Source organism: Rhodococcus sp. KBW08, from assembly GCF_003852455.1.
In the GTDB taxonomy this organism is placed as follows: domain Bacteria; phylum Actinomycetota; class Actinomycetes; order Mycobacteriales; family Mycobacteriaceae; genus Rhodococcus_F; species Rhodococcus_F baikonurensis.
The window spans coordinates 741911-760583 of the sequence record NZ_QAJJ01000002.1 but is presented as its reverse complement, the minus strand read 5'-3'; the positions used below and the strand labels follow the sequence as shown (position 1 = coordinate 760583).

Genomic DNA, 18673 nt, shown 5'->3' with positions numbered 1-18673 from the left:
AATTCGCTGATCGCGACACGAGCAGCGGCAAGACTCGGTACCGCACTGAATACCAGGGTGGCCGTTCGTGTCTTGTTCGATGCCCCAGCTGTCGAAGCGCTGGCCGCACGACTCGGGTCCCACACGGGATCAGGCGGACGGCCAGCCCTAATTGCGCAGGACCGTCCGGCGTATGTTCCGCTTTCGATGGCGCAGCAGCGGATGTGGTTCCTGAATCGGCTTGATCAAGCCTCGGCTGCGAACAATATTCCGGCAGCGATACGTCTATCCGGCGTTCTGGATGTTCCTGCTTTGCAGGCTGCGATATCAGATGTGATAGCGCGCCACGAGGTTTTGCGAACGCTGTATCCAGAATCTGATGGTGTCGGCTTTCAGCGGGTCCTCGGAGTCGGGGAATTCGAGTTGGATCTAACCCCTGTCTCGGTCGACGAATCTGATGTGCAAGCTGCCGTCATCTGCTTTGTCAGCGAGGGCTTCGATGTCACAGAGCAGGTTCCCGTGAGAGGTCGCCTGTTCGAAGTCGGTGAAGACGATTTCGTATTGGTTCTGGTCGTTCATCACATCAGTAGCGATGGCTACTCGATAGCTCCGATGACGCGGGACGTGATGGTTGCGTATGCAGCCCGGAGAGTGGGGCAGGCACCCAGCTGGGCGCCACTACCCGTGCAGTACGCCGACTACTCGCTATGGCAACGTAAGGTTCTGGGATCTGAGCGTGACCCCGCATCTGTAATTGCACAACAAGTCGGCTACTGGTCAAATGCCCTGGCCGGACTGCCAGAACAACTATCGCTGCCGTGGGACAGAGCGCGTCCAACTGTCGCCACGCATGACGGTGCGCGTCACGATTTTTCGGTTGATGCCGAATTGCACAGTGCTCTCAAAGGTCTCGCACAAAGATTGAACTCGACAATGTTCATGGTTGTGCATGCGGCATTGGCGGTACTGTTGAGTCGCCTGGCGGGAACTCGCGACGTATCAATCGGTACCCCGGTTGCAGGTCGCGGCGAGCAGGAACTCGACGACTTGGTCGGGATGTTCGTCAATACTTTGGTGTTGCGGACTCAGGTAGATCCGGCGATGTCGGTAGATGGTCTGTTGGCATCGATACGGACGGTTGACATTGAGGCGTTCGATCACGCGGATGTTCCATTCGAGCGTTTGGTGGAAATACTCAACCCTGCACGATCACAGTCACACAATCCGTTGTTCCAAGTAATGCTCGCGTTCCAGAATTTGGAACAGGTCGCATTGGAGTTCGGTGAGTTGAAGGTGGCAGGAGTCGAGTTCGATACGGGATTCGCCAAGTTTGATCTGTCCGTCACCGTGGTCGAAAATATCGATGAGACAGGTGCATCTGGCGGAATGTCTTTCGGCGTCGACTACTCGACAGATTTGTTCGATGAATCGACCATTGCAGGATTCATGAGAAGATTCGTATCGATCTTGCGGGCCTTCGCGATACAGGATTCGGAGTCGGCTAGATCGGTGGGCGACATCGAGATCATGGACGATATAGAACGCACGCGAATGATCGAAGAGCGGAATTTGACCGAACATCGGCTGCCGACAAATTCGTTGGTTGACCTGTTCGACGCGCAGGTTCGTCGGTCGGCCGATAAGACTGCCCTCACGTATGGCGAGCATGAGCTGACATATGCCGAGTTCGACGCAAAAGCTAATCGTCTTGCCAGGAAACTTATTTCGATTGGAGTCGGCGCTGAGACTCTCGTTGCTGTGGCGCTTCGCCGATCGTTTGAGATGATGATTGCGGTCTATGCGGTCCTCAAGGCAGGAGGCGCGTATGTTCCAATTGATCCTGATCAACCGGATGAACGCAATTCGTACGTTGTGGGCGCCGCTGACCCGATTTGTATGCTCGTCACCAGCGATGTCCAGATCGATTCCGCTGGCGTCCCAGTTATTGTGATCGACGCCCCGGGTATTGATTCTCTTCCGGATTCTCCTGTCACGGATGATGATCGGATTGCTCCGCTCCACATTGAGAACGCGGCCTACACGCTGTTCACTTCGGGCTCAACAGGGAAGCCGAAGGGCGTTACGATTTCCCACGATTCAGTCGTCAATCAGCTGAGCTGGATGCAGGAACGATACAAACTCGATGGATCGGACGTCGTTCTGCACAAGACTCCGTTTACTTTCGATGCCTCGGTCTGGGAGATGTTTTGGCCCTTACAGGTTGGCGCGAGAGTGGTTCTCGTCGGGCCGGATGGGCATCGCCGGCCAGAGCATCTGGCCGAGATGATTTCGGAAAACGCTGTGAGTGTTGTTCAGTTTGTGCCCGCAATGATGGCCCCGGTCTTCAGTAGTTCAGTGAAACACGACCTTTCGCGTCTGCGCATGGTCTTTTCCGGTGGGGAGCAACTGCTCGCATCCACAGCAGCATTGGTGTGGGATCGATCTGGTGCTGCGATACACAATCTTTACGGCCCTACGGAGTCGACCATCCAGGTGACCTCGCATGAATACAAAGCGACGGAAGCGGCGATCGTCCCGATCGGCGTGCCGGCGTGGAACACTCAGGTGTTTGTTCTCGACGAGCGATTGAACCCAGTCCCGGATGGGGTTGCAGGCGAGTTGTACTTGGCAGGTGTGCAATTGGCGCGTGGTTACTATGGGCGCGCTGACTTGTCGTCTGACCGTTTCGTGGCCAATCCGTTCGCAGGTGAGCTCTCGATCAACGAGCGTGGGCGTTCGATTGGTGCTCGGATGTATCGAACCGGAGACATCGTTCGGTGGAGTCGGTCTGGGCAACTTGAATTCGTTGAGCGCAGTGACTTCCAGGTGAAGTTGAGGGGCCAGCGCATTGAGTTGGGAGAGATCGATGCGGCACTGACGACTCTTGCGTCGGTGAGCAATGGGGTCGTCGTCCTTCACGAGGACCCCAAAGCCGGAGCTAGGCTGGTTGCCTATCTGACTGGAGTTACAGCAGCACGTATCGAGATCGAGGATGTTCGTGAAGAACTTGCGAACAGACTGCCTTCGTACATGATTCCGTCGCAGTTTGTTGTGTTGGATACGCTTCCACTCACAGCATCCGGGAAAGTGGATCGTCGGAAACTGCCTGAGCCAGTGCTCGAGGAAAGGCCATATCGTGCTCCGGGTACTGAGACCGAGAAACTTGTTGTTGCCGTGCTCGAGGACGTGTTGGAAACTCGGATGGTCGGTCTCGACGACGACTTCTTCGAACTCGGCGGCAATTCCCTCATCGCAGCAAAGGTCGTTGCGCGATTGAGTGCTGCGGTGTCCGCCGATGTCCCGATTCGTGTGTTGTTCGCTCACTCCCGAGTCGAAACCTTAGCTGACGCTCTAGCATTGGGGATTCGTGTCGGATTTGAATCTGGCAGTGGTGCAGCGCTGCAGGTGGTCCTTCCGCTCCGGAGTACCGGCTCGGAATCGCCTCTGTTCTGTGTGCACCCTCTGATGGGGTTCGCATGGCCGTTCGCGCCTCTGGCCGGCTACATCGAGCGATCGGTGCCGATCTACGGATTGCAGACACCGGTGCTGTCCGACGACGGGTTCATGCCGACGCATCTGACTGACTATATCGACCGGTACGTGTCGGAGATGATGCTGATCCAGCCCGTTGGCCCATATCGAATTGTCGGCTGGTCGTTCGGTTGCATTCTGGCTCAAGGAATTGCCACTCGAATCGAGTCGCTCGGAGGAGTGGTTGGCGCTTTGATTCTCCTTGACGGAACTCCGGAGAAGCGAGACGAGAAGGAATTCGCAGATATGGTCCGGGTCGAGCTTTCGGCGCTGGGGTTGGAGGTCGACCGAGACGAGCGGGTTGATTCTCTCTCGGTCGAACGGGCTGCTGAAATCCTCGATTCAGTTCAAGGCGAACGAATCGGCTTGACTGTTGAGCGTGTGCAGCGATTGTTCGACAGCATCGCGCGTACGGCCACTCTGATCAACGAACATTCACCACGCGTGTTCACCGGACCGACGACGTTCGTTGCATCGCGGACCAGAAGTTCAGAAGTCGAGGGCGCAGACCGGTGGCGTCCATTCCTTCAAGGGGGATTGGCGACACACAGTGTCGACATCGAGCATATCGAGATGATGACGCCTCATGGACTCACGAAGCTCGGCCCGATTGTCGGGGAGGCTCTCAAGTAGGCCGTGGGTAAGAAGTATCTGCCCCGCCTGTTTGCCGACGCGGGTGGTTGCAGATTTCGAACTACGTCGATGCACAATTTTGAACTGCGCCAGGCGTGGATTCGCATAACAGAAGGGGTGGTGCAGTGGACCCTGTTGTCCACTGCACCACCCCTTGGGTTTGAGTTCGTCAGATTCCGAGGGACTGCGCAATAAATGGCCAGGACTTGTGTAGGTCGTCCTGCCAGTAGCCCCACGAGTGAGTGCCAGTCGGCCGGAAGTCCACTACGGCTGGGATCTTCAATTCGAAGAGGCGTTTAGCCATGTTCGAGGTGCAAAGATTGGTTGCAAGCTCGATGGGGCTGCCGACAACGATCTGGTCGAACATCGCCGCGCGACCGTCTTGGATACGCGGGTTTGCGGGTGTGTCATTGGGGAAACCGGGGAGTCCGCTACCGGTGCTCATGTAGATCTGTGTGCCACGCAGCTTTTCCGCATTGACTAGAGGGTCGTGTTCTCGCCAGCCAGGCCCGTCGAACGGTCCCCACATGTTCTGTACATCTTCGACGCCTCCGATCCACTCTGTGGTGGTCTTGATGAACTGTTGTCCGAGAGGATCACTCGTCTGAGCGCATCCACTGAATGCGGCGACGGAGTTGTAGAAGCCGGGGTATTCGATCGCAAGGTTGAGCACCGAAGTGCCTGACATCGAAATTGCCGCGAGCGACTGTTGGCCGTTGCTACCGAGCTGCTTGTTCAGCAGTGGCGGGAGCTCCTTTCCTAGAAAGGTGCTCCACATGTTTTTCCCGAGCTTCGGGTCTTCCTTCTCCCAGTCGGTGTAGTACGAAAGGCGACCACCTACAGGTGTTGCGACGTTGACATTTTTGTCCTGGAAAAAGTCGACGACATCGGTCTGGTACTCCCATGTTGCCGAGTCTTCGCCGCCGCCGGCGCCGTTGAGAAGATAGAGGACGGGGCGGGGAACAGAATTGTCCGCGGGGGTGATGATCTGGATTGGAACAACGCGTTCCATCGACGCCGCGTACACGTTTACGATCTGTTGGCGATCGTTGATCTGCTCGACAGACTCGATGTAGGAACCATCCGATATGGACTCTGCTACATCCCCGCCGCCCTGGTGAGCGACAGGCGACGCGCTTGCGATACCGGCCGGAACCAGAGCGCACACCATCGACACGGCTGCGACGCCCGTCGCACGCCTCCATATGGACTGTCTTGTACGCGTCAAGTTAGATCCCTCTCGTTGCGCGGCACGGGAATGTCAATCTTCAACCCGGAGCCACTTGTTTTTCTCGATCTGTGAAGTCGGTTTTCGGGCCGAGATCGTTACGGCGCGATCAAATTCCTTGGCTCCATGAGGAGCCCTGATCCGCTCTCATCACGACATCGACGCGGCGCGTCGGTATCCACGAACTGCGGGGTACACAAAGACCGCGACCATGCCTAGTGACCAAATCAGGGTTTTGATCACGGGTTCGGCTACCGGGCCTCCCAGCGATAGCCCCTTCATCGCATCGATTGCAACCGACATGGGTTGTTCGGCAACTATGGGCTGCAGCCACTTGGGGTACGCGATCACTGGAACGAATCCGGAATTGAAGAACATCAAGAGAGTGCAGGAGATCGATACAATCTCGACGAGCGGCAGGTTGTCGGAGACAGTGGCCAGTGCCGTCACCATCATTGCGAAGCCGACACCGAAGATTATGGGTAACGCCAAGAGTGCAACGGCCGCGAGTGGGCCCTGGTTGAACCTGAATCCCAGCAGATATCCGACACCGAGGATCACAATTGATGTCACGAGAACGCGAACTGCTTCCGCGATCATTCGCCCTACGAGGCCTGACGCACGATGCGCGGGGAGCGTCCAGAATCTGCTCAAAAGGCCAGACGCTCTTTCGCCTTTGAGGCCGACTGCACTAGCAATCGACCCGAACATGGCGCCGACGAGAATGATCAGCGGAACCGTTCCGAAGATGCTCGACTGTCCGGTTGCTGCCGTGATCGAATTGCCCAAGACAACCCGAAACATCAAAAGCATGAAAGCCGGATATACGAGCGCTTGAATAGTCGTCGACGGATCCCGCAGCCAGGTGAGTAGCAGACGCTTGGCCTGTATCCCACTGTGCACGACGAGAGCCTTGAACGAGGTTTCCGGAAGCGCATTGTCGGGGTAGGGGAAGTTGAATCCCTCGACCGGACGAACAACCGCCATGAAACGATCTGTCGGCTCGCTCATGACCGCCTCATGCTTGCCCAGAACGCCAACGGCGCAAAGAAGACGATCAATCCGACGGTCCAAGCGACGACCGGAAACAGGACGTTCCAGGTGACGCCTCCTTGCGCAAGATCGCGCATGGCAAACGAGAACTGGGAGACCGGCTGGTTACGCACGAATGGGCGTATCCATTCGGGGAAGCCAGTCTCGGGTGCAAAACCGCAGGACAACATCCCCAAAATCAACTGTGGGAGTGTCAGCGCCTGACTGGTTGCCTGTGGGCTCTTCGACAACGAACCGATCGCGTCACCCGCGAAGGACAGACAAGTGCTGAAGGCCAGGGCAATCGCACAAAACAGTGCGGCCTGGCCTACGCCCGCGGAGAACCGGAATCCAATCAGGTGTCCGAAGGTCAACGCCGCGGCGAGGGAGACTGTCGAACGTACGAAGCCGCTCGATTGACGGGACAAGAGGGGCACGGGGCCGACGACGGGCATGGTTTTCATGCGGTTGCTGAAGCCGGTGATCGATTCTGTCGAAGACATCTGGGCGGCCGAGATCGATGTGAATGCCATGGCTTGCAGCACGATGATCGGCATCAAGAACTGTGCGTAGTTGATGCCCTGCAGTTGCATGACGAACTTCAACGGGAGGTAGAAACCGATTGTGAAGATCAACGGCGCGATGACCGCGATCAACAGTTCGTAGCGCTTCACCATTGATTTGACGGTGCGTGCCGTCAATACCCACCACTGGTTGATCGCTGAGGGATGTGGTCGGCGATGCTTGCCGACGCTCAAGGCTTCAGGGACTGCAATCTTGCTGCGCGTGTCCCCACGGACAGCCACCTGATCGACCCCGAATTTGGTTGTTGTCGTCACTTCGTCTCACTTACGTGCTGCTCACCTGTGAGCGCGAGGAAGACGTCATCGAGCGACGGGCGGCGAAGTGCGATGTCGGCAAGCGGTATCCGAGCATGATCGAGACGGCGAAGGGCTTCGGAGAGTGTTCCGGCGCCGACAGGCGCAGGTATGGCGATTCGGCCACTCTCCTGTGCCAGGTCGAACCGGAAGTCTCGCGGCACCAGATTTCCTAGGGCGTGGACCGCGTGGGCCAACTGCTTGAGGTCGGCAGGCACGATCTCACAAAAGCTTGCACCAGTTCGTGCCTTCAGTTGATCAGCAGTTCCCTCGGCGATAACCGCGCCTTTGTCGATGACGATGATGTTGTCGCTCAGGAGATCGGCTTCCTCGAGATACTGGGTGGTCAGGAGCACCGTGATGCCCTGTTCCTTCAAAGATTGAACCAGTGACCAGACACTCTGACGGCTTCGCGGATCGAGGCCGGTCGTCGGTTCATCGAGGAAAACGACCTCGGGGCGAACGACGAGGCCACAGGCGATATCGATTCGTCGACGCATACCTCCCGAGTAATTCCGGACAACGCGAGAGCCTGCCTCCACGAGGTCGAACTGCGAGAGTAGATCGGCGGCACGTACCTTTGCCGACACTCTGTCGAGTCCCATCAAACGGCCGAAAAGTTCGATGTTCTCGCGGCCGGTGAGTGAATCATCGAGGGCAGCGAATTGCCCTGTCATCATGATCGAGCGGCGCACCTCAGGAGCGTTGCGCACTACGTCGTACCCGGCGACCATTGCGCGTCCGCTGGTGGGGCGAATAAGTGTGGAGAGAACCTTCACCGTCGTCGTCTTGCCTGCGCCGTTAGGGCCCAAAATCCCCAAGACTGTGCCGCGGGGGGCAGTGAAGTTGATCCCTCGCAGCGCGTGCACGTTCTTGAAAGACTTGTGGACGTCTTCCACTAGTACTGCTGCATCCGTGGAAAAGGGCATCAACACTCCGCTGTCTGCATGGTCGGAACGGGCACGCGCTCCCGACGGGCGCACAGATGCCTTCTGTCTTCTATCTGTAATCTCCGGTCAGATGTTACCGGAGGGTCACGCGCTGGCCCGTTTGTCGGGCAGGTCCCAAGGTCGGGTGCTCCTCGAGCTGCTGGTCCCGGCGGGGAGTTCACCCTCCAATTCACCTTGTGCTCGATGTCACAGTCGATTCGAACTGTCTGAAGTGCTTGCGCAGGTCACCAACTACTCATTCTCTGAGGCTGCTCGGCCGTAGCTGTCATGATTTGGAGAAATTGAATTTTCGGGTTGATAAGAACTCAATGGAATCGGGTTCTCCATGGGGGTTCATTCTTCATCGGAGGAAACCCGGTGTTATTTCTGACGCGCATGGCGGTATGAGAGGAGATGGATCTGACAATGCGATACTTCCTTGGGCTCGCAGTTTTTTATAGGTAGTGTTAGTCCAAAATCTTCGGATCTGGAAATAAGGAAAATTGAAACGAATTTATGATTCCGTCGGGTGTAATGGTTCAATCGTCAATTTCTTGTACAAGGATTGAATGCCGCTGTAATCCTGTACGAACAGTTCGTTGCTCGGTTCCAACGCGACATCATCGAGCATCTTCTGTCCGCCGGGTATGGCTTCGATCTCCATGATTGCTCGCCACGCGCCGAAGTCGGTTCCGCTGAAAGCACGCATGGCGCCCTCGAAGCCTTCCAGTAGATAGCTGCGATCTCCACGATTCAGGGAATCCCAGACCAGCACCGCCAGTTCCCCGGCAATCGAGGCATGGCAGTACTCGTCGCGAGCGTGCAACCGGATCGTCGCTCGGTTGATCGACTGAACGCCCGGGTCGTCCGCGATCAGGTCGAGGTATGCGGTGATCGAGACCTCGGCGACTGTCATGAACGCCAGCTCGGTCAGCGCGATCTTCCGAGGATCACCGGCCGCGTCGAGGGCTTGCGCCCGCGTGCGGACCGTCAGGACGTCGGGCAGTGCCTTCGACGGAAGCGCCCAACCCCTCCCTCGGCGGGTCGCTGAGCTGGCATTGAAGTGCATGAGCGTGTGATATTGCTCGTCGACCATCGCCTGATTGACGGCCACTGCAGCCCAATCTCCGAGCCCGACGCCGAGTCGGTCTTCGGCGAGAACGTCGAATCCGGGATTGACGACGTACTTCTCGATGTCCATGACGTTCTTGTTGAACGCAATCCATGCCCAGGCCTGCAGGCGTTGCTTCTGCTCGGGACTCAATGCCAGGTAGGTCGGATGCTCTGCGAACGGGAGCAATGCTTCGGGGTAGTCGGACAGCGACGAATCGAAGAGATCGTCCAGTTCCGGCTCCGCTTTCTTCACGGTTGCCCGGCGTGCCCAGTTGCTCGCAAGCCGACTGACGATTGCACTCTCAACCGGATCGGAAGCGTCGAATTCCGGGAGGCTGGGCGGAATGACTCCAGGTCTCATCGTGCCCTACTCTCTGTGCCCTTCGGCGATGTCTCTGTGCCCTTCGGCAATGCGATCGAACAAGCTCTGGCACTCCGCGTTCAGTTGGCCTGAGCGGTCGTCGAGCGCTGCCTCGGCGGTTTTCATCAGCGTCGTGAAGTCCGCGAGGGTTTCGGCCGCCGCGTCCACCTGTGAGGTGGCATCGAACAGTGCTTTTCGTGTCGCACCTGCATACGGATTGCCCGCTTGTACGTCCCAGTACACCTCCGGTTCGCCGCCGGCTACACGCGCCAGGAGCGCGAGCAAGGTCCGATGCGGGGGAGGGGCGACCGCGAGGAGATCGTCCGCGGAAACTCCGAGTTCGGCCAGGGCAACGCCGAATGCCAGAACCGACGCGTGGGTCAGAACCTGGGAAGCAGCAGCGAGTCGGTCGTGACGATCGGCATCCATCACCGAGACTGAGGCTCCCCACGAGCGCACGACGTCGAGAAAGCTCTGAGACTGCGGACCGTCGACGTACGGCACGGCGATGACGGCCCGACCGCGCGGGCCGAGCGACGGACGGAACATGGGGTTGAGTCCGAGGAACTCCCGTACTCGGCCCGCGTCGGCGATTGCTGCGTCCATCCGCGATTTGACCGAGAGAGTGTCCACAACGAGAGCGCCGGATGTTCGAAGCGTCGGTAGTGCGGCCAGAGCGACCTGTTCGGGAACCGCGAGCACGATGATGCTCGAGGACTCCACGTGCGCGAGGACCCGGTCACTGGGTTTCGTGATGTCTCCGACGACTACGTCTCCGTCAGGATCGCTGCCCGCTGGGTCGACGACGGTGACCGTCCACCCCTCGGCACGAAGCAGTTCGACGAACATGGATCCGACGGCACCCAGCCCGCCGACAACCGTCGCTGTGCCCGATGCCGCCGTCATGGCTGGATCTACCCGCCGTACTCGAGGACCCGCGAGGACACCGCGTCGAGCGCACGGAGCAGCGTGGACGCCTTGACCGTGGTCTCGTCGAATTCTTCTTCCGGATCGGACAACGCTGTGATGGCACCGCCGATTCCGAAGGTCACGCCGCTCTCGGTGCAGACGAGCGACCGAATTACGATCGAGAGGTCCGCGGCGCCACCGAGGGCGAAGTACCCGATCGATCCCGAGTAGACCCCACGTGGGCCGGATTCGAGGCGGTCGATGATCTCCATCGTCCGTACCTTCGGGGCGCCTGTCATCGATCCACCGGGGAACGCGGCACGGACACAGTCCACCGCCGACGATCCTGGACTCAGATGTCCACGCACAGTCGACACCATTTGGTGAACGGACGAGTACGACTCGATCGCGAACAGCCTCGGAACGTGGACACTTCCCGGAACGCAGACCTTGGTGAGGTCGTTGCGAGTGAGGTCCACGATCATCAGGTTCTCGGCGCGGTCCTTCTCGCTGTCGAGCAGGTCCTGCCTCAGGGCAGCATCACGCGCTCGCGTGACGCCGCGCGGGCGGGTCCCTTTGATCGGCTTGGACTCGACGTTGCCGTCCGAGTCGACGCGAAGGAACCGCTCAGGCGAGGCCGAGACCACCGAGATGCCGGTGAAGTCGAGCAGTGCGCTGTACGGCGTCGGATTGATCGAGCGTAGATACTCGAACGCCCGCCGTGCGTCGATCGTCTCGTCGACGCTCGCCATGTTGGTCAGACATACCTCGTAGGACTCACCTGCCCGGATCTCCGAGAGGGCCGTTCCGATCAACGACAGGTACTGATCGCGATCATGCCGCAGGCGAGCCTGCGTCCAGACGGTGTCGCTGATCAATGGAACGGGGGTGCGTTCCGGAAGGTCCGCGCCGAGTCGCGCCAGGGCGTCGACGGTCGATTCGAGCCAATCGTCGTGGCCGGCGTCGCGGACTTTCTCGCGCAACCTCAAAACGTGAGTGCGGCCGGCGGTGTGATCGATGACGACGGCGCGATCGGCAAACACCAGGGCGGCATCAGGAGTGGGTGCCGGATGGACTGCCCTTCCTCCGGTCTGCGCCTTCAGTTCGTAGCCGAGGTAGCCCACGTATCCGAGGTTGAAATCGAGTTCCGGATGCGAGGGAACGAAGCGTGTCGCGAGTTGCCCGTCCAGGTAATCGAAGAACGGAACTCGAATGTTCTCGTCGGACAGGCCTTTTCGGCTGACAGTGAGTACCTCGGCCTGCACGTCGTACGTGATGAACTCGGCCAGCGGCCCCGACGAATCGCCGAGAATCGAAAAGCGTGCACTCGGTTCTGCAGTTGCCGCGCGGTCTAGCCAGAACGCGTTCGGGCCGTCTGCGAAGAGTGCTGCAAAGGCCGCCGACGGATCCACCGCAAAATCGAGAGTCACGTCGTCGACGTCGTAGTTGATCGCCGGTCGCAGGTCGGGTGTTTGCGGAGCCGGTTCGGGTCGGATCACCGAATCCAGAGTTCGTCCGACAGACAGATCACGGAAGTTCTCGAGCAAATCGATGCCGAACTCCGTACTGATCGACTCCGGATGGAACTGCACGCCCCACATCGGCTTGGTCCGGTGCCGGACACCCATGAGCAGACCGTCGGACGTCCACGCGGTACGAACGAAGGCATTCGGCAGATTCTCGACGGTCAACGAGTGGTAGCGAACAGCTCGGAACGGCGACGGAAGTCCGGCAAAGATGCCCGAACCGTCGTGATCGATCAGCGAAATCCGGCCGTGCATCGGTACGGGCGCAACCACGACATCCGCGCCGAACAACTCGCACAGGCCCTGGTGGCCGAGACAGACACCGAGAAGTGGGAGAGGCGCTTCCTCGATGAAACGGCGGCTGATTCCGAAATCACGGTCGCGATCCGGCCGGCCGGGACCGGGGGAGATGACCACGTTGTCGTACGACGCCAGATCGAGGGAATCCCAATCCGCGTCGTTGCGGACCACGGTGGGAACAACCCCGTTGACCTCGGTCAACAGGGTGAACAGGTTGTAGGTGAACGAGTCGTAATTGTCCACCAGAAGGGTGTGGGAACTCATGTCGATGATCCTGATCTCGGTCCGACGGATTCCCGAACAGTGTCCTCCTCCTCAACAGGTGCGTTGATCACCAGGTCTTCGAGTCGACAGGTCTCGGCGATCATCAGCTCGTACAGGGCGTTGAAGAAGTCAGGGGAGAGGTCGTGGCTACGAGCGAATTCACGCGCCCGTTCCTGCACGAGGCGGACTCGGCCGGGTTGCATCATCGGAACCTCACGGGAGCGCTTCCACTCGCCGATGCGCAGGCAGAGTTCCAGCCGCTGCCGCACCGTCTCGAGAAGTAGCGCGTCGATGGCGTCGAGGTCGCGCCGGAAGCTGTCCAATCCCTCGGCCTTGTCCGGATACGACGAGGTCTGCGTGCCTGCTTCGGAACTCGTTGTGGTCAAGAACTCTTCCACGAGGCCTCCCGGTGCTCGGCGTGACGCGAGGTCGACAATGTGGTGCCCGGAACGCAACTCACCTCCGGACACCGGCACCCCGACCGACCATCGCCGTTCGGGGAGGTGTTCCACGATCGTCATTCGCCGAAACCTGCGGTGGTGCCCAATTCTGCGAAACCTGCCGGCGGGCGAATCAGCTTGCGATGCAGGCGGGTTCGTGAGCGCCTACGGGGGTGCCTATTTGGGGGAGACCCAGGTGGTGATTTCGGCGTGGACTACTTCCTTGCCGCCTCGGTCGAAGATCGAGATGGGAACGACCAGTTCGGTACCGCGCTCGATCGCCGCGAAGTCCGGCACAGTCTCGAGTCGGGCGACTGCCCGCAGGCCGGTCTCGGCCTTGGCGAGGTAGTCGACCTTCATGGACTTGGGGATCCAGCGGTGCGAGTTCGGAACCGTCGCTTCGCTCAGCATGCCCATTGCGACCTCCGCGAGATTGCATGCTGCGATCGCGTGAAACGTGCCGAGATGGTTGTGGACGCCCCACCATTTGGGGGAGCGGACCTCGCACAGTCCCGGTTCCAGCTTGGTCACCCGGGGGAGGACGGAGGCAAAGTAGGGCACACGAATGGACATCGCCGCCGAGAAAACTGCATGTCCGAGGGCGTTGTCCGGCAATTTCTGCCATCCGCGATAGGTGGGGCTGGAAGTAGTCATGTGCCTATCTTACTTCTGAGTAAGGTTGTTGTCGCGCAGCTCACTCGGAAAGGCTGGTTCGGGGGAGTTGAGGAATCGGGCCAGGTACGGCATACTGGTCGGGTTGCCTTGTCCGGGACGCGGTCGTTTGCGGCCGTGATCGGGTAAGGGTAAGACGTCACAGACGATCGATCGCAGATCCCGTCAGGGTAATCGGGTCAACGACTGTGACCATGCAAGACGAGAAGTAATGCAGGACGGAAGCAGTACCTACTTTGTGTTCGACATCGAACACGTCCGGTACGCATCACGCGCCAGATGATCGAAAGATTGTCCGGCGCAGGATGAGTGAGAAGGCGACACGCCCGACCGCGTGTACCGGAGAACAATGACAAACGAACAGCGGCAGCAGATCCTGATCTCGATCCGATGCTCGGTTTACCGCTAACACGGTCTCCCGAACTTCGACTTGGTCCCGATCGCTTCAGTGTTCGTCGTGTCATCGTCCAGGCAAGGACTGTGCAGACGAGGTAGCTCGAGCCTGACCAGGCGGGCTACGAAACGCGGCAAGAAAAGGACACTAAGCGTGGCGGGACAAAAGATCCGCATCAGGCTCAAGGCCTACGACCACGAGGCGATCGACGCGTCAGCGCGCAAGATCGTCGAGACGGTAACCCGTACGGGTGCCCGCGTCGTTGGACCTGTGCCGTTGCCGACCGAGAAGAACGTATATTGCGTCATCCGCTCGCCGCACAAGTACAAGGACTCGCGCGAGCACTTCGAGATGCGTACTCACAAGCGGCTGATCGACATTCTCGACCCGACGCCGAAGACGGTTGACGCGCTCATGCGCATCGACCTTCCGGCCAGTGTCGACGTGAACATTCAGTGACGGCGGAGACAAAAACAATGACTGATACCAAGATCAAGGGAATCCTGGGCACCAAGCTCGGCATGACCCAGGTCTTCGACGAGAACAACCGGGTTGTCCCGGTCACCGTCGTGAAGGCTGGGCCGAACGTCGTAACCCAGATCCGTACCGAAGAGCGTGACGGCTACAGCGCCGTTCAGCTCGCGTTCGGCGCCATCGACCCGCGCAAGGTGAACAAGCCGACTTCCGGCCAGTTCACCAAGGCTGGTGTGACCCCGCGTCGCCACGTAGTGGAGCTCCGCGTTGCGGACACCTCCGACTACGAGGTCGGCCAGGAACTCACCGCCGAGGTCTTCGAGGACGGCGCATACGTCGACGTCACCGGAACCAGCAAGGGCAAGGGCTTCGCCGGAACCATGAAGCGTCACGGCTTCAAGGGACAGGGCGCGTCGCACGGTACCCAGGCTGTTCACCGCCGCCCGGGCTCCATCGGTGGCTGTGCAACTCCCGGCCGCGTGTTCAAGGGCATGCGCATGTCCGGACGCATGGGTAGCGACCGCATCACGACGCAGAACCTCTCGGTCCACAAGGTGGATGCCGAGAACGGCCTGCTGCTGATCAAGGGTGCGATCCCCGGCCGCAAGGGCGGCCTCGTGATCGTCAAGAGTGCAGTGAAGGGTGGTGCACGGGCATGACCAGCACCGAGACCAAGTTGACCCTGGACGTCAAGGTCGCCGGCGGCAAGACCAACGGCACCGTCGATCTCCCCGCTGAGATCTTCGACGCTCCGGCCAACATCGCGCTTCTCCATCAGGTTGTCGTCGCGCAGCTCGCAGCTGCTCGTCAGGGAACCCACTCCACCAAGACCCGCGGCGACGTCCGCGGCGGTGGCAAGAAGCCGTACCGCCAGAAGGGCACCGGCCGCGCACGCCAGGGCTCGACTCGCGCACCGCAGTTCGTCGGCGGCGGAACCGTTCACGGCCCGCAGCCGCGTGACTACAGCCAGCGCACCCCCAAGAAGATGAAGGCAGCCGCTCTTCGCGGAGCCCTCTCTGACCGCGCACGCAACGAGCGCATCCACGTCATCACCGAATTGGTTGCAGGGCAGACGCCTTCGACCAAGGGCGCAATCGCGTTCCTCGGCGAGATCTCGGATCGCAAGAAGCTGCTGCTCGTCGTGGGTCGCCAGGATGTAGCCGCTTGGAAGAGCGTGCAGAACCTGGAAGGCGTGCATCCCATTGCACCCGACCAGCTCAACACCTACGACGTGCTCAATGCAGACGATGTCGTGTTCAGCGTCGAGGCACTCAACGCGTTCATCCACGGGCCCGCAGAGAGCGCTCAGAACAAGGAGGACGCCAAGTGAGCACCATCGCTGACCCCCGCGACATCCTGCTCGCTCCGGTCATCTCCGAGAAGTCCTACGGACTGATCGAGGAAGGCACCTACACCTTCCTGGTGCACCCGGACTCGAACAAGACGCAGATCAAGATTGCCGTCGAGAAGGTCTTCGGCGTCAAGGTGACGAGCGTCAACACCGCCAACCGTCAGGGCAAGCGTAAGCGGACCCGATTCGGTTACGGCAAGCGCAAGGACACCAAGCGCGCGCTCGTGACCCTGTCCGCTGACAGCAAGCCCATCGAGATCTTCGGAGGACCGGTCGCGTAAGCGCCGGGACTTGACGAGACATAGAGGACGAGAAGACTCATGGCAATCCGTAAGTACAAGCCGACAACACCGGGCCGTCGTGGCTCGAGCGTCTCGGACTTCGCCGAGATCACTCGGTCGACCCCCGAGAAGTCGCTGGTTCGCCCGCTGCACGGTCGCGGTGGACGTAACGCACACGGTCGTATCACCACCCGTCACAAGGGTGGCGGACACAAGCGTGCATACCGACTGATCGATTTCCGTCGCAACGACAAGGACGGCATCCCGGCAAAGGTCGCTCACATCGAGTACGACCCCAACCGCACAGCAAACATCGCACTCCTGCATTACGCAGACGGTGAGAAGCGCTACATCATCGCCCCCAAGGGCCTGGTGCAGGGTTCACCGGTCGAGTCCGGTGCAGGCGCCGACATCAAGCCGGGCAACAACCTGCCGCTGCGCAACATCCCGACTGGTACCACCATCCACGGTGTGGAACTGCGTCCCGGCGGCGGAGCCAAGATGGCTCGTTCCGCAGGCGCCAGCATCCAGCTCCTCGGTAAGGAAGGCAGCTACGCCACGCTGCGTATGCCTTCCGGTGAAATCCGTCGCGTCGACGTGCGCTGCCGCGCATCCGTCGGCGAGGTCGGCAACGCCGAGCAGTCGAACATCAACTGGGGCAAGGCCGGCCGTATGCGTTGGAAGGGCAAGCGCCCGACCGTTCGTGGTGTCGTGATGAACCCGGTCGACCACCCGCACGGTGGCGGCGAGGGCAAGACCTCAGGTGGACGCCACCCGGTCAGCCCGTGGGGTAAGCCTGAAGGCCGTACCCGCAAGAACAAGGCAAGCGACAAGATGATCGTCCGTCGCCGCCGCACCGGCAAGAACAAGCGCTAGGAGGGAGTGAAGGATGCCACGCAGCCTTAAGAAGGGCCCGTTCGTCGATGACCACCTCCTCGCGAAGGTGGATGTACAGAACGAAAAGGGAACCAAGCAGGTCATCAAGACCTGGTCCCGTCGTTCGACAATCATCCCGGACTTCATCGGCCACACGTTTGCAGTTCACGACGGCCGCAAGCACGTCCCCGTGTTCGTTTCCGACTCCATGGTCGGACACAAGCTCGGAGAGTTTGCACCGACCCGCACGTTCAAGGGTCACATCAAGGATGATCGGAAGGCGAAGAGGCGATGAGCAACACCGAAACCGCCAACCCGACTGCCAAGGCCGTAGCGAAGCACGTTCGCGTTACGCCGATGAAGGCACGTCGAGTTGTGGACCTGGTCCGCGGGCGCTCGGTTGAAGACGCCCTGAACATCCTGAAGTTCGCGCCGCAGGCAGCGAGCGAGCCGGTCGCCAAGGTGATCGCCTCCGCAGCAGCCAACGCCGAGAACAACCTCGACCTCGACCCCAGCACGCTTGTCGTTGCTACGGCGTTCGTGGACGAGGGCGCGACCCTCAAGCGGTTCCAGCCGCGTGCACAGGGACGTGCGTTCCGTATTCGCAAGCGCACCAGTCACATCACCGTGATCGTGGAGAGCCTGCCGAAGACCGGAACATCGACCCGTAATCGCCGGAAGGGAAGTGCTCAGTAGTGGGCCAGAAAATCAACCCGCACGGCTTCCGTCTCGGCATCACCACCGACTGGAAGTCTCGCTGGTACGCAGACAAGCAGTACGCGGAGTACGTCAAGGAAGACGTCGCGATCCGTAAGCTCCTCGCCACCGGCATGGAGCGCGCAGGAATCGCGAAGGTCGAAATCGAGCGCACCCGTGACCGTGTTCGCGTGGACATCCACACTGCACGTCCGGGCATCGTCATCGGCCGCCGCGGCGCCGAAGCCGATCGCATCCGCTCCGAGCTCGAGAAGCTGACCGGCAAGCAGGTCCAGCTGAACATCCTCGAGGTCAAGAACGCAGAAGCTGAAGCACAGCTCGTCGCACAGGGTGTGGCCGAGCAGCTCTCGAACCGCGTTGCCTTCCGTCGTGCAATGCGCAAGGCCATCCAGTCGGCCATGCGTCAGCCCAACGTCAAGGGAATCCGCGTTCAGTGCTCCGGTCGTCTCGGCGGCGCCGAGATGTCCCGGTCGGAGTTCTACCGCGAAGGCCGTGTGCCGCTGCACACGCTTCGTGCGGACATCGACTACGGCCTCTACGAGGCCAAGACCACCTTCGGTCGCATCGGCGTCAAGGTCTGGATCTACAAGGGCGACATCGTCGGTGGCAAGCGTGAGCTCGCCGCCAACACGGCCGCACCGGCCGGGGATCGCCCGCGTCGTGAGCGTCCGAGCCGTCCGCGTCGTTCCGGTGCCACCGGTACCACTGCGACCAGCACCGAGGCCGGCCGCGCAGCGACCGCAACCGCCGATGCTCCCGCAACTGAACAGAATCAGGAGGGCTGA

General features: G+C 60.1%; 18 protein-coding genes. 9 read left to right on the top strand and 9 right to left on the bottom strand.

All coding sequences use genetic code 11. The features are described 5' to 3' along the window. Positions 1-186: 186 nt before the first annotated feature. Positions 187-4143 (top strand): amino acid adenylation domain-containing protein, encoded by a 3957-nt coding sequence (locus DBV08_RS32720; RefSeq protein WP_311713407.1) that lies wholly within the window; start codon positions 187-189, stop codon positions 4141-4143. A 169-nt stretch (positions 4144-4312) separates the two neighbouring features. On the opposite strand, the gene DBV08_RS03970 is transcribed toward DBV08_RS32720, so the two are convergent. The 9 genes from DBV08_RS03970 to DBV08_RS03930 form a co-directional block, all read right to left on the bottom strand. Further along, positions 4313-5314 (bottom strand): alpha/beta hydrolase family protein, encoded by a 1002-nt coding sequence (locus DBV08_RS03970; protein WP_116058181.1) that lies wholly within the window; start codon positions 5312-5314, stop codon positions 4313-4315. A gap of 207 nt (positions 5315-5521) precedes the next feature. After that, positions 5522-6382 (bottom strand): ABC transporter permease, encoded by an 861-nt coding sequence (locus DBV08_RS03965; protein WP_116056981.1) that lies wholly within the window; start codon positions 6380-6382, stop codon positions 5522-5524. After that, positions 6379-7242, bottom strand: a complete 864-nt coding sequence (locus tag DBV08_RS03960; RefSeq protein ID WP_124566559.1) for an ABC transporter permease — start codon at positions 7240-7242, stop codon at positions 6379-6381. The genes DBV08_RS03965 and DBV08_RS03960 overlap by 4 nt, the downstream gene beginning before the upstream one ends. Continuing rightward, on the bottom strand, positions 7239-8210 hold the full coding sequence (locus DBV08_RS03955; protein ID WP_116058180.1) for an ATP-binding cassette domain-containing protein: 972 nt from the start codon (positions 8208-8210) through the stop codon (positions 7239-7241). Before DBV08_RS03955 ends, DBV08_RS03960 begins: the two co-directional genes overlap by 4 nt. Before the next feature lie 514 nt (positions 8211-8724). After that, the gene (locus DBV08_RS03950; RefSeq protein ID WP_124566558.1) at positions 8725-9684 is read right to left on the bottom strand and encodes a diiron oxygenase; all 960 of its coding nucleotides are present in this window, start codon (positions 9682-9684) and stop codon (positions 8725-8727) included. A gap of 6 nt (positions 9685-9690) precedes the next feature. Then, positions 9691-10590 carry a prephenate dehydrogenase dimerization domain-containing protein gene (locus tag DBV08_RS03945; protein WP_124566557.1) on the bottom strand — a complete coding sequence of 300 codons (900 nt, stop codon included), beginning with the start codon at positions 10588-10590 and terminating at the stop codon, positions 9691-9693. Positions 10591-10598: 8 nt separating this feature from the next. Further along, complete coding sequence (gene pabB, locus DBV08_RS03940; RefSeq protein ID WP_124566556.1) at positions 10599-12683, bottom strand: aminodeoxychorismate synthase component I; 2085 nt, start codon at positions 12681-12683, stop codon at positions 10599-10601. Continuing rightward, the gene (locus tag DBV08_RS03935) at positions 12680-13204 is read right to left on the bottom strand and encodes a chorismate mutase family protein (protein WP_124566555.1); all 525 of its coding nucleotides are present in this window, start codon (positions 13202-13204) and stop codon (positions 12680-12682) included. Before DBV08_RS03935 ends, pabB begins: the two co-directional genes overlap by 4 nt. Positions 13205-13300: 96 nt before the next feature. Continuing rightward, complete coding sequence (locus DBV08_RS03930; RefSeq protein ID WP_124566554.1) at positions 13301-13777, bottom strand: hotdog fold domain-containing protein; 477 nt, start codon at positions 13775-13777, stop codon at positions 13301-13303. 565 nt (positions 13778-14342) lie between these two features. Here DBV08_RS03930 and rpsJ point away from each other — a divergent pair. The 8 genes from rpsJ to rpsC are packed head-to-tail and all read left to right on the top strand — an operon-like array spanning position 14343 to position 18673. Further along, on the top strand, positions 14343-14648 hold the full coding sequence (gene rpsJ, locus DBV08_RS03925; RefSeq protein ID WP_003938093.1) for a 30S ribosomal protein S10: 306 nt from the start codon (positions 14343-14345) through the stop codon (positions 14646-14648). Positions 14649-14665: 17 nt separating this feature from the next. Then, positions 14666-15322 carry a 50S ribosomal protein L3 gene (gene rplC, locus DBV08_RS03920; protein WP_003940826.1) on the top strand — a complete coding sequence of 219 codons (657 nt, stop codon included), beginning with the start codon at positions 14666-14668 and terminating at the stop codon, positions 15320-15322. Next, positions 15319-15993 (top strand): 50S ribosomal protein L4, encoded by a 675-nt coding sequence (gene rplD / locus DBV08_RS03915; RefSeq protein WP_003940723.1) that lies wholly within the window; start codon positions 15319-15321, stop codon positions 15991-15993. Before rplC ends, rplD begins: the two co-directional genes overlap by 4 nt. After that, complete coding sequence (gene rplW / locus DBV08_RS03910) at positions 15990-16295, top strand: 50S ribosomal protein L23 (RefSeq protein WP_003940990.1); 306 nt, start codon at positions 15990-15992, stop codon at positions 16293-16295. Before rplD ends, rplW begins: the two co-directional genes overlap by 4 nt. A gap of 39 nt (positions 16296-16334) precedes the next feature. Then, positions 16335-17171 (top strand): 50S ribosomal protein L2, encoded by an 837-nt coding sequence (rplB, locus tag DBV08_RS03905; protein ID WP_003940895.1) that lies wholly within the window; start codon positions 16335-16337, stop codon positions 17169-17171. Between the two features lie 13 nt (positions 17172-17184). Further along, the gene (gene rpsS / locus DBV08_RS03900) at positions 17185-17466 is read left to right on the top strand and encodes a 30S ribosomal protein S19 (protein WP_003940820.1); all 282 of its coding nucleotides are present in this window, start codon (positions 17185-17187) and stop codon (positions 17464-17466) included. After that, positions 17463-17867 (top strand): 50S ribosomal protein L22, encoded by a 405-nt coding sequence (gene rplV / locus DBV08_RS03895; RefSeq protein WP_003940717.1) that lies wholly within the window; start codon positions 17463-17465, stop codon positions 17865-17867. Before rpsS ends, rplV begins: the two co-directional genes overlap by 4 nt. Further along, a complete protein-coding gene (gene rpsC / locus DBV08_RS03890) occupies positions 17867-18673 on the top strand; it encodes a 30S ribosomal protein S3 (RefSeq protein ID WP_003941003.1) in 807 nt (268 codons plus the stop codon). Before rplV ends, rpsC begins: the two co-directional genes overlap by 1 nt.

Coding starts and splice junctions, on each gene's coding strand:
- DBV08_RS32720 (WP_311713407.1), top strand. CDS start 187: ATGGCGCAGCAGCGGATGTGGTTCCTGAATCGGCTTGATCAAGCCTCG.
- DBV08_RS03970 (WP_116058181.1), bottom strand. CDS start 5,314: ATGGTGTGCGCTCTGGTTCCGGCCGGTATCGCAAGCGCGTCGCCTGTC.
- DBV08_RS03965 (WP_116056981.1), bottom strand. CDS start 6,382: ATGAGCGAGCCGACAGATCGTTTCATGGCGGTTGTTCGTCCGGTCGAG.
- DBV08_RS03955 (WP_116058180.1), bottom strand. CDS start 8,210: ATGCCCTTTTCCACGGATGCAGCAGTACTAGTGGAAGACGTCCACAAG.
- DBV08_RS03950 (WP_124566558.1), bottom strand. CDS start 9,684: ATGAGACCTGGAGTCATTCCGCCCAGCCTCCCGGAATTCGACGCTTCC.
- DBV08_RS03945 (WP_124566557.1), bottom strand. CDS start 10,590: ATGACGGCGGCATCGGGCACAGCGACGGTTGTCGGCGGGCTGGGTGCC.
- pabB (WP_124566556.1), bottom strand. CDS start 12,683: ATGAGTTCCCACACCCTTCTGGTGGACAATTACGACTCGTTCACCTAC.
- DBV08_RS03935 (WP_124566555.1), bottom strand. CDS start 13,204: ATGACGATCGTGGAACACCTCCCCGAACGGCGATGGTCGGTCGGGGTG.
- DBV08_RS03930 (WP_124566554.1), bottom strand. CDS start 13,777: ATGACTACTTCCAGCCCCACCTATCGCGGATGGCAGAAATTGCCGGAC.
- rplC (WP_003940826.1), top strand. CDS start 14,666: ATGACTGATACCAAGATCAAGGGAATCCTGGGCACCAAGCTCGGCATG.
- rplD (WP_003940723.1), top strand. CDS start 15,319: ATGACCAGCACCGAGACCAAGTTGACCCTGGACGTCAAGGTCGCCGGC.
- rplB (WP_003940895.1), top strand. CDS start 16,335: ATGGCAATCCGTAAGTACAAGCCGACAACACCGGGCCGTCGTGGCTCG.
- rpsS (WP_003940820.1), top strand. CDS start 17,185: ATGCCACGCAGCCTTAAGAAGGGCCCGTTCGTCGATGACCACCTCCTC.
- rplV (WP_003940717.1), top strand. CDS start 17,463: ATGAGCAACACCGAAACCGCCAACCCGACTGCCAAGGCCGTAGCGAAG.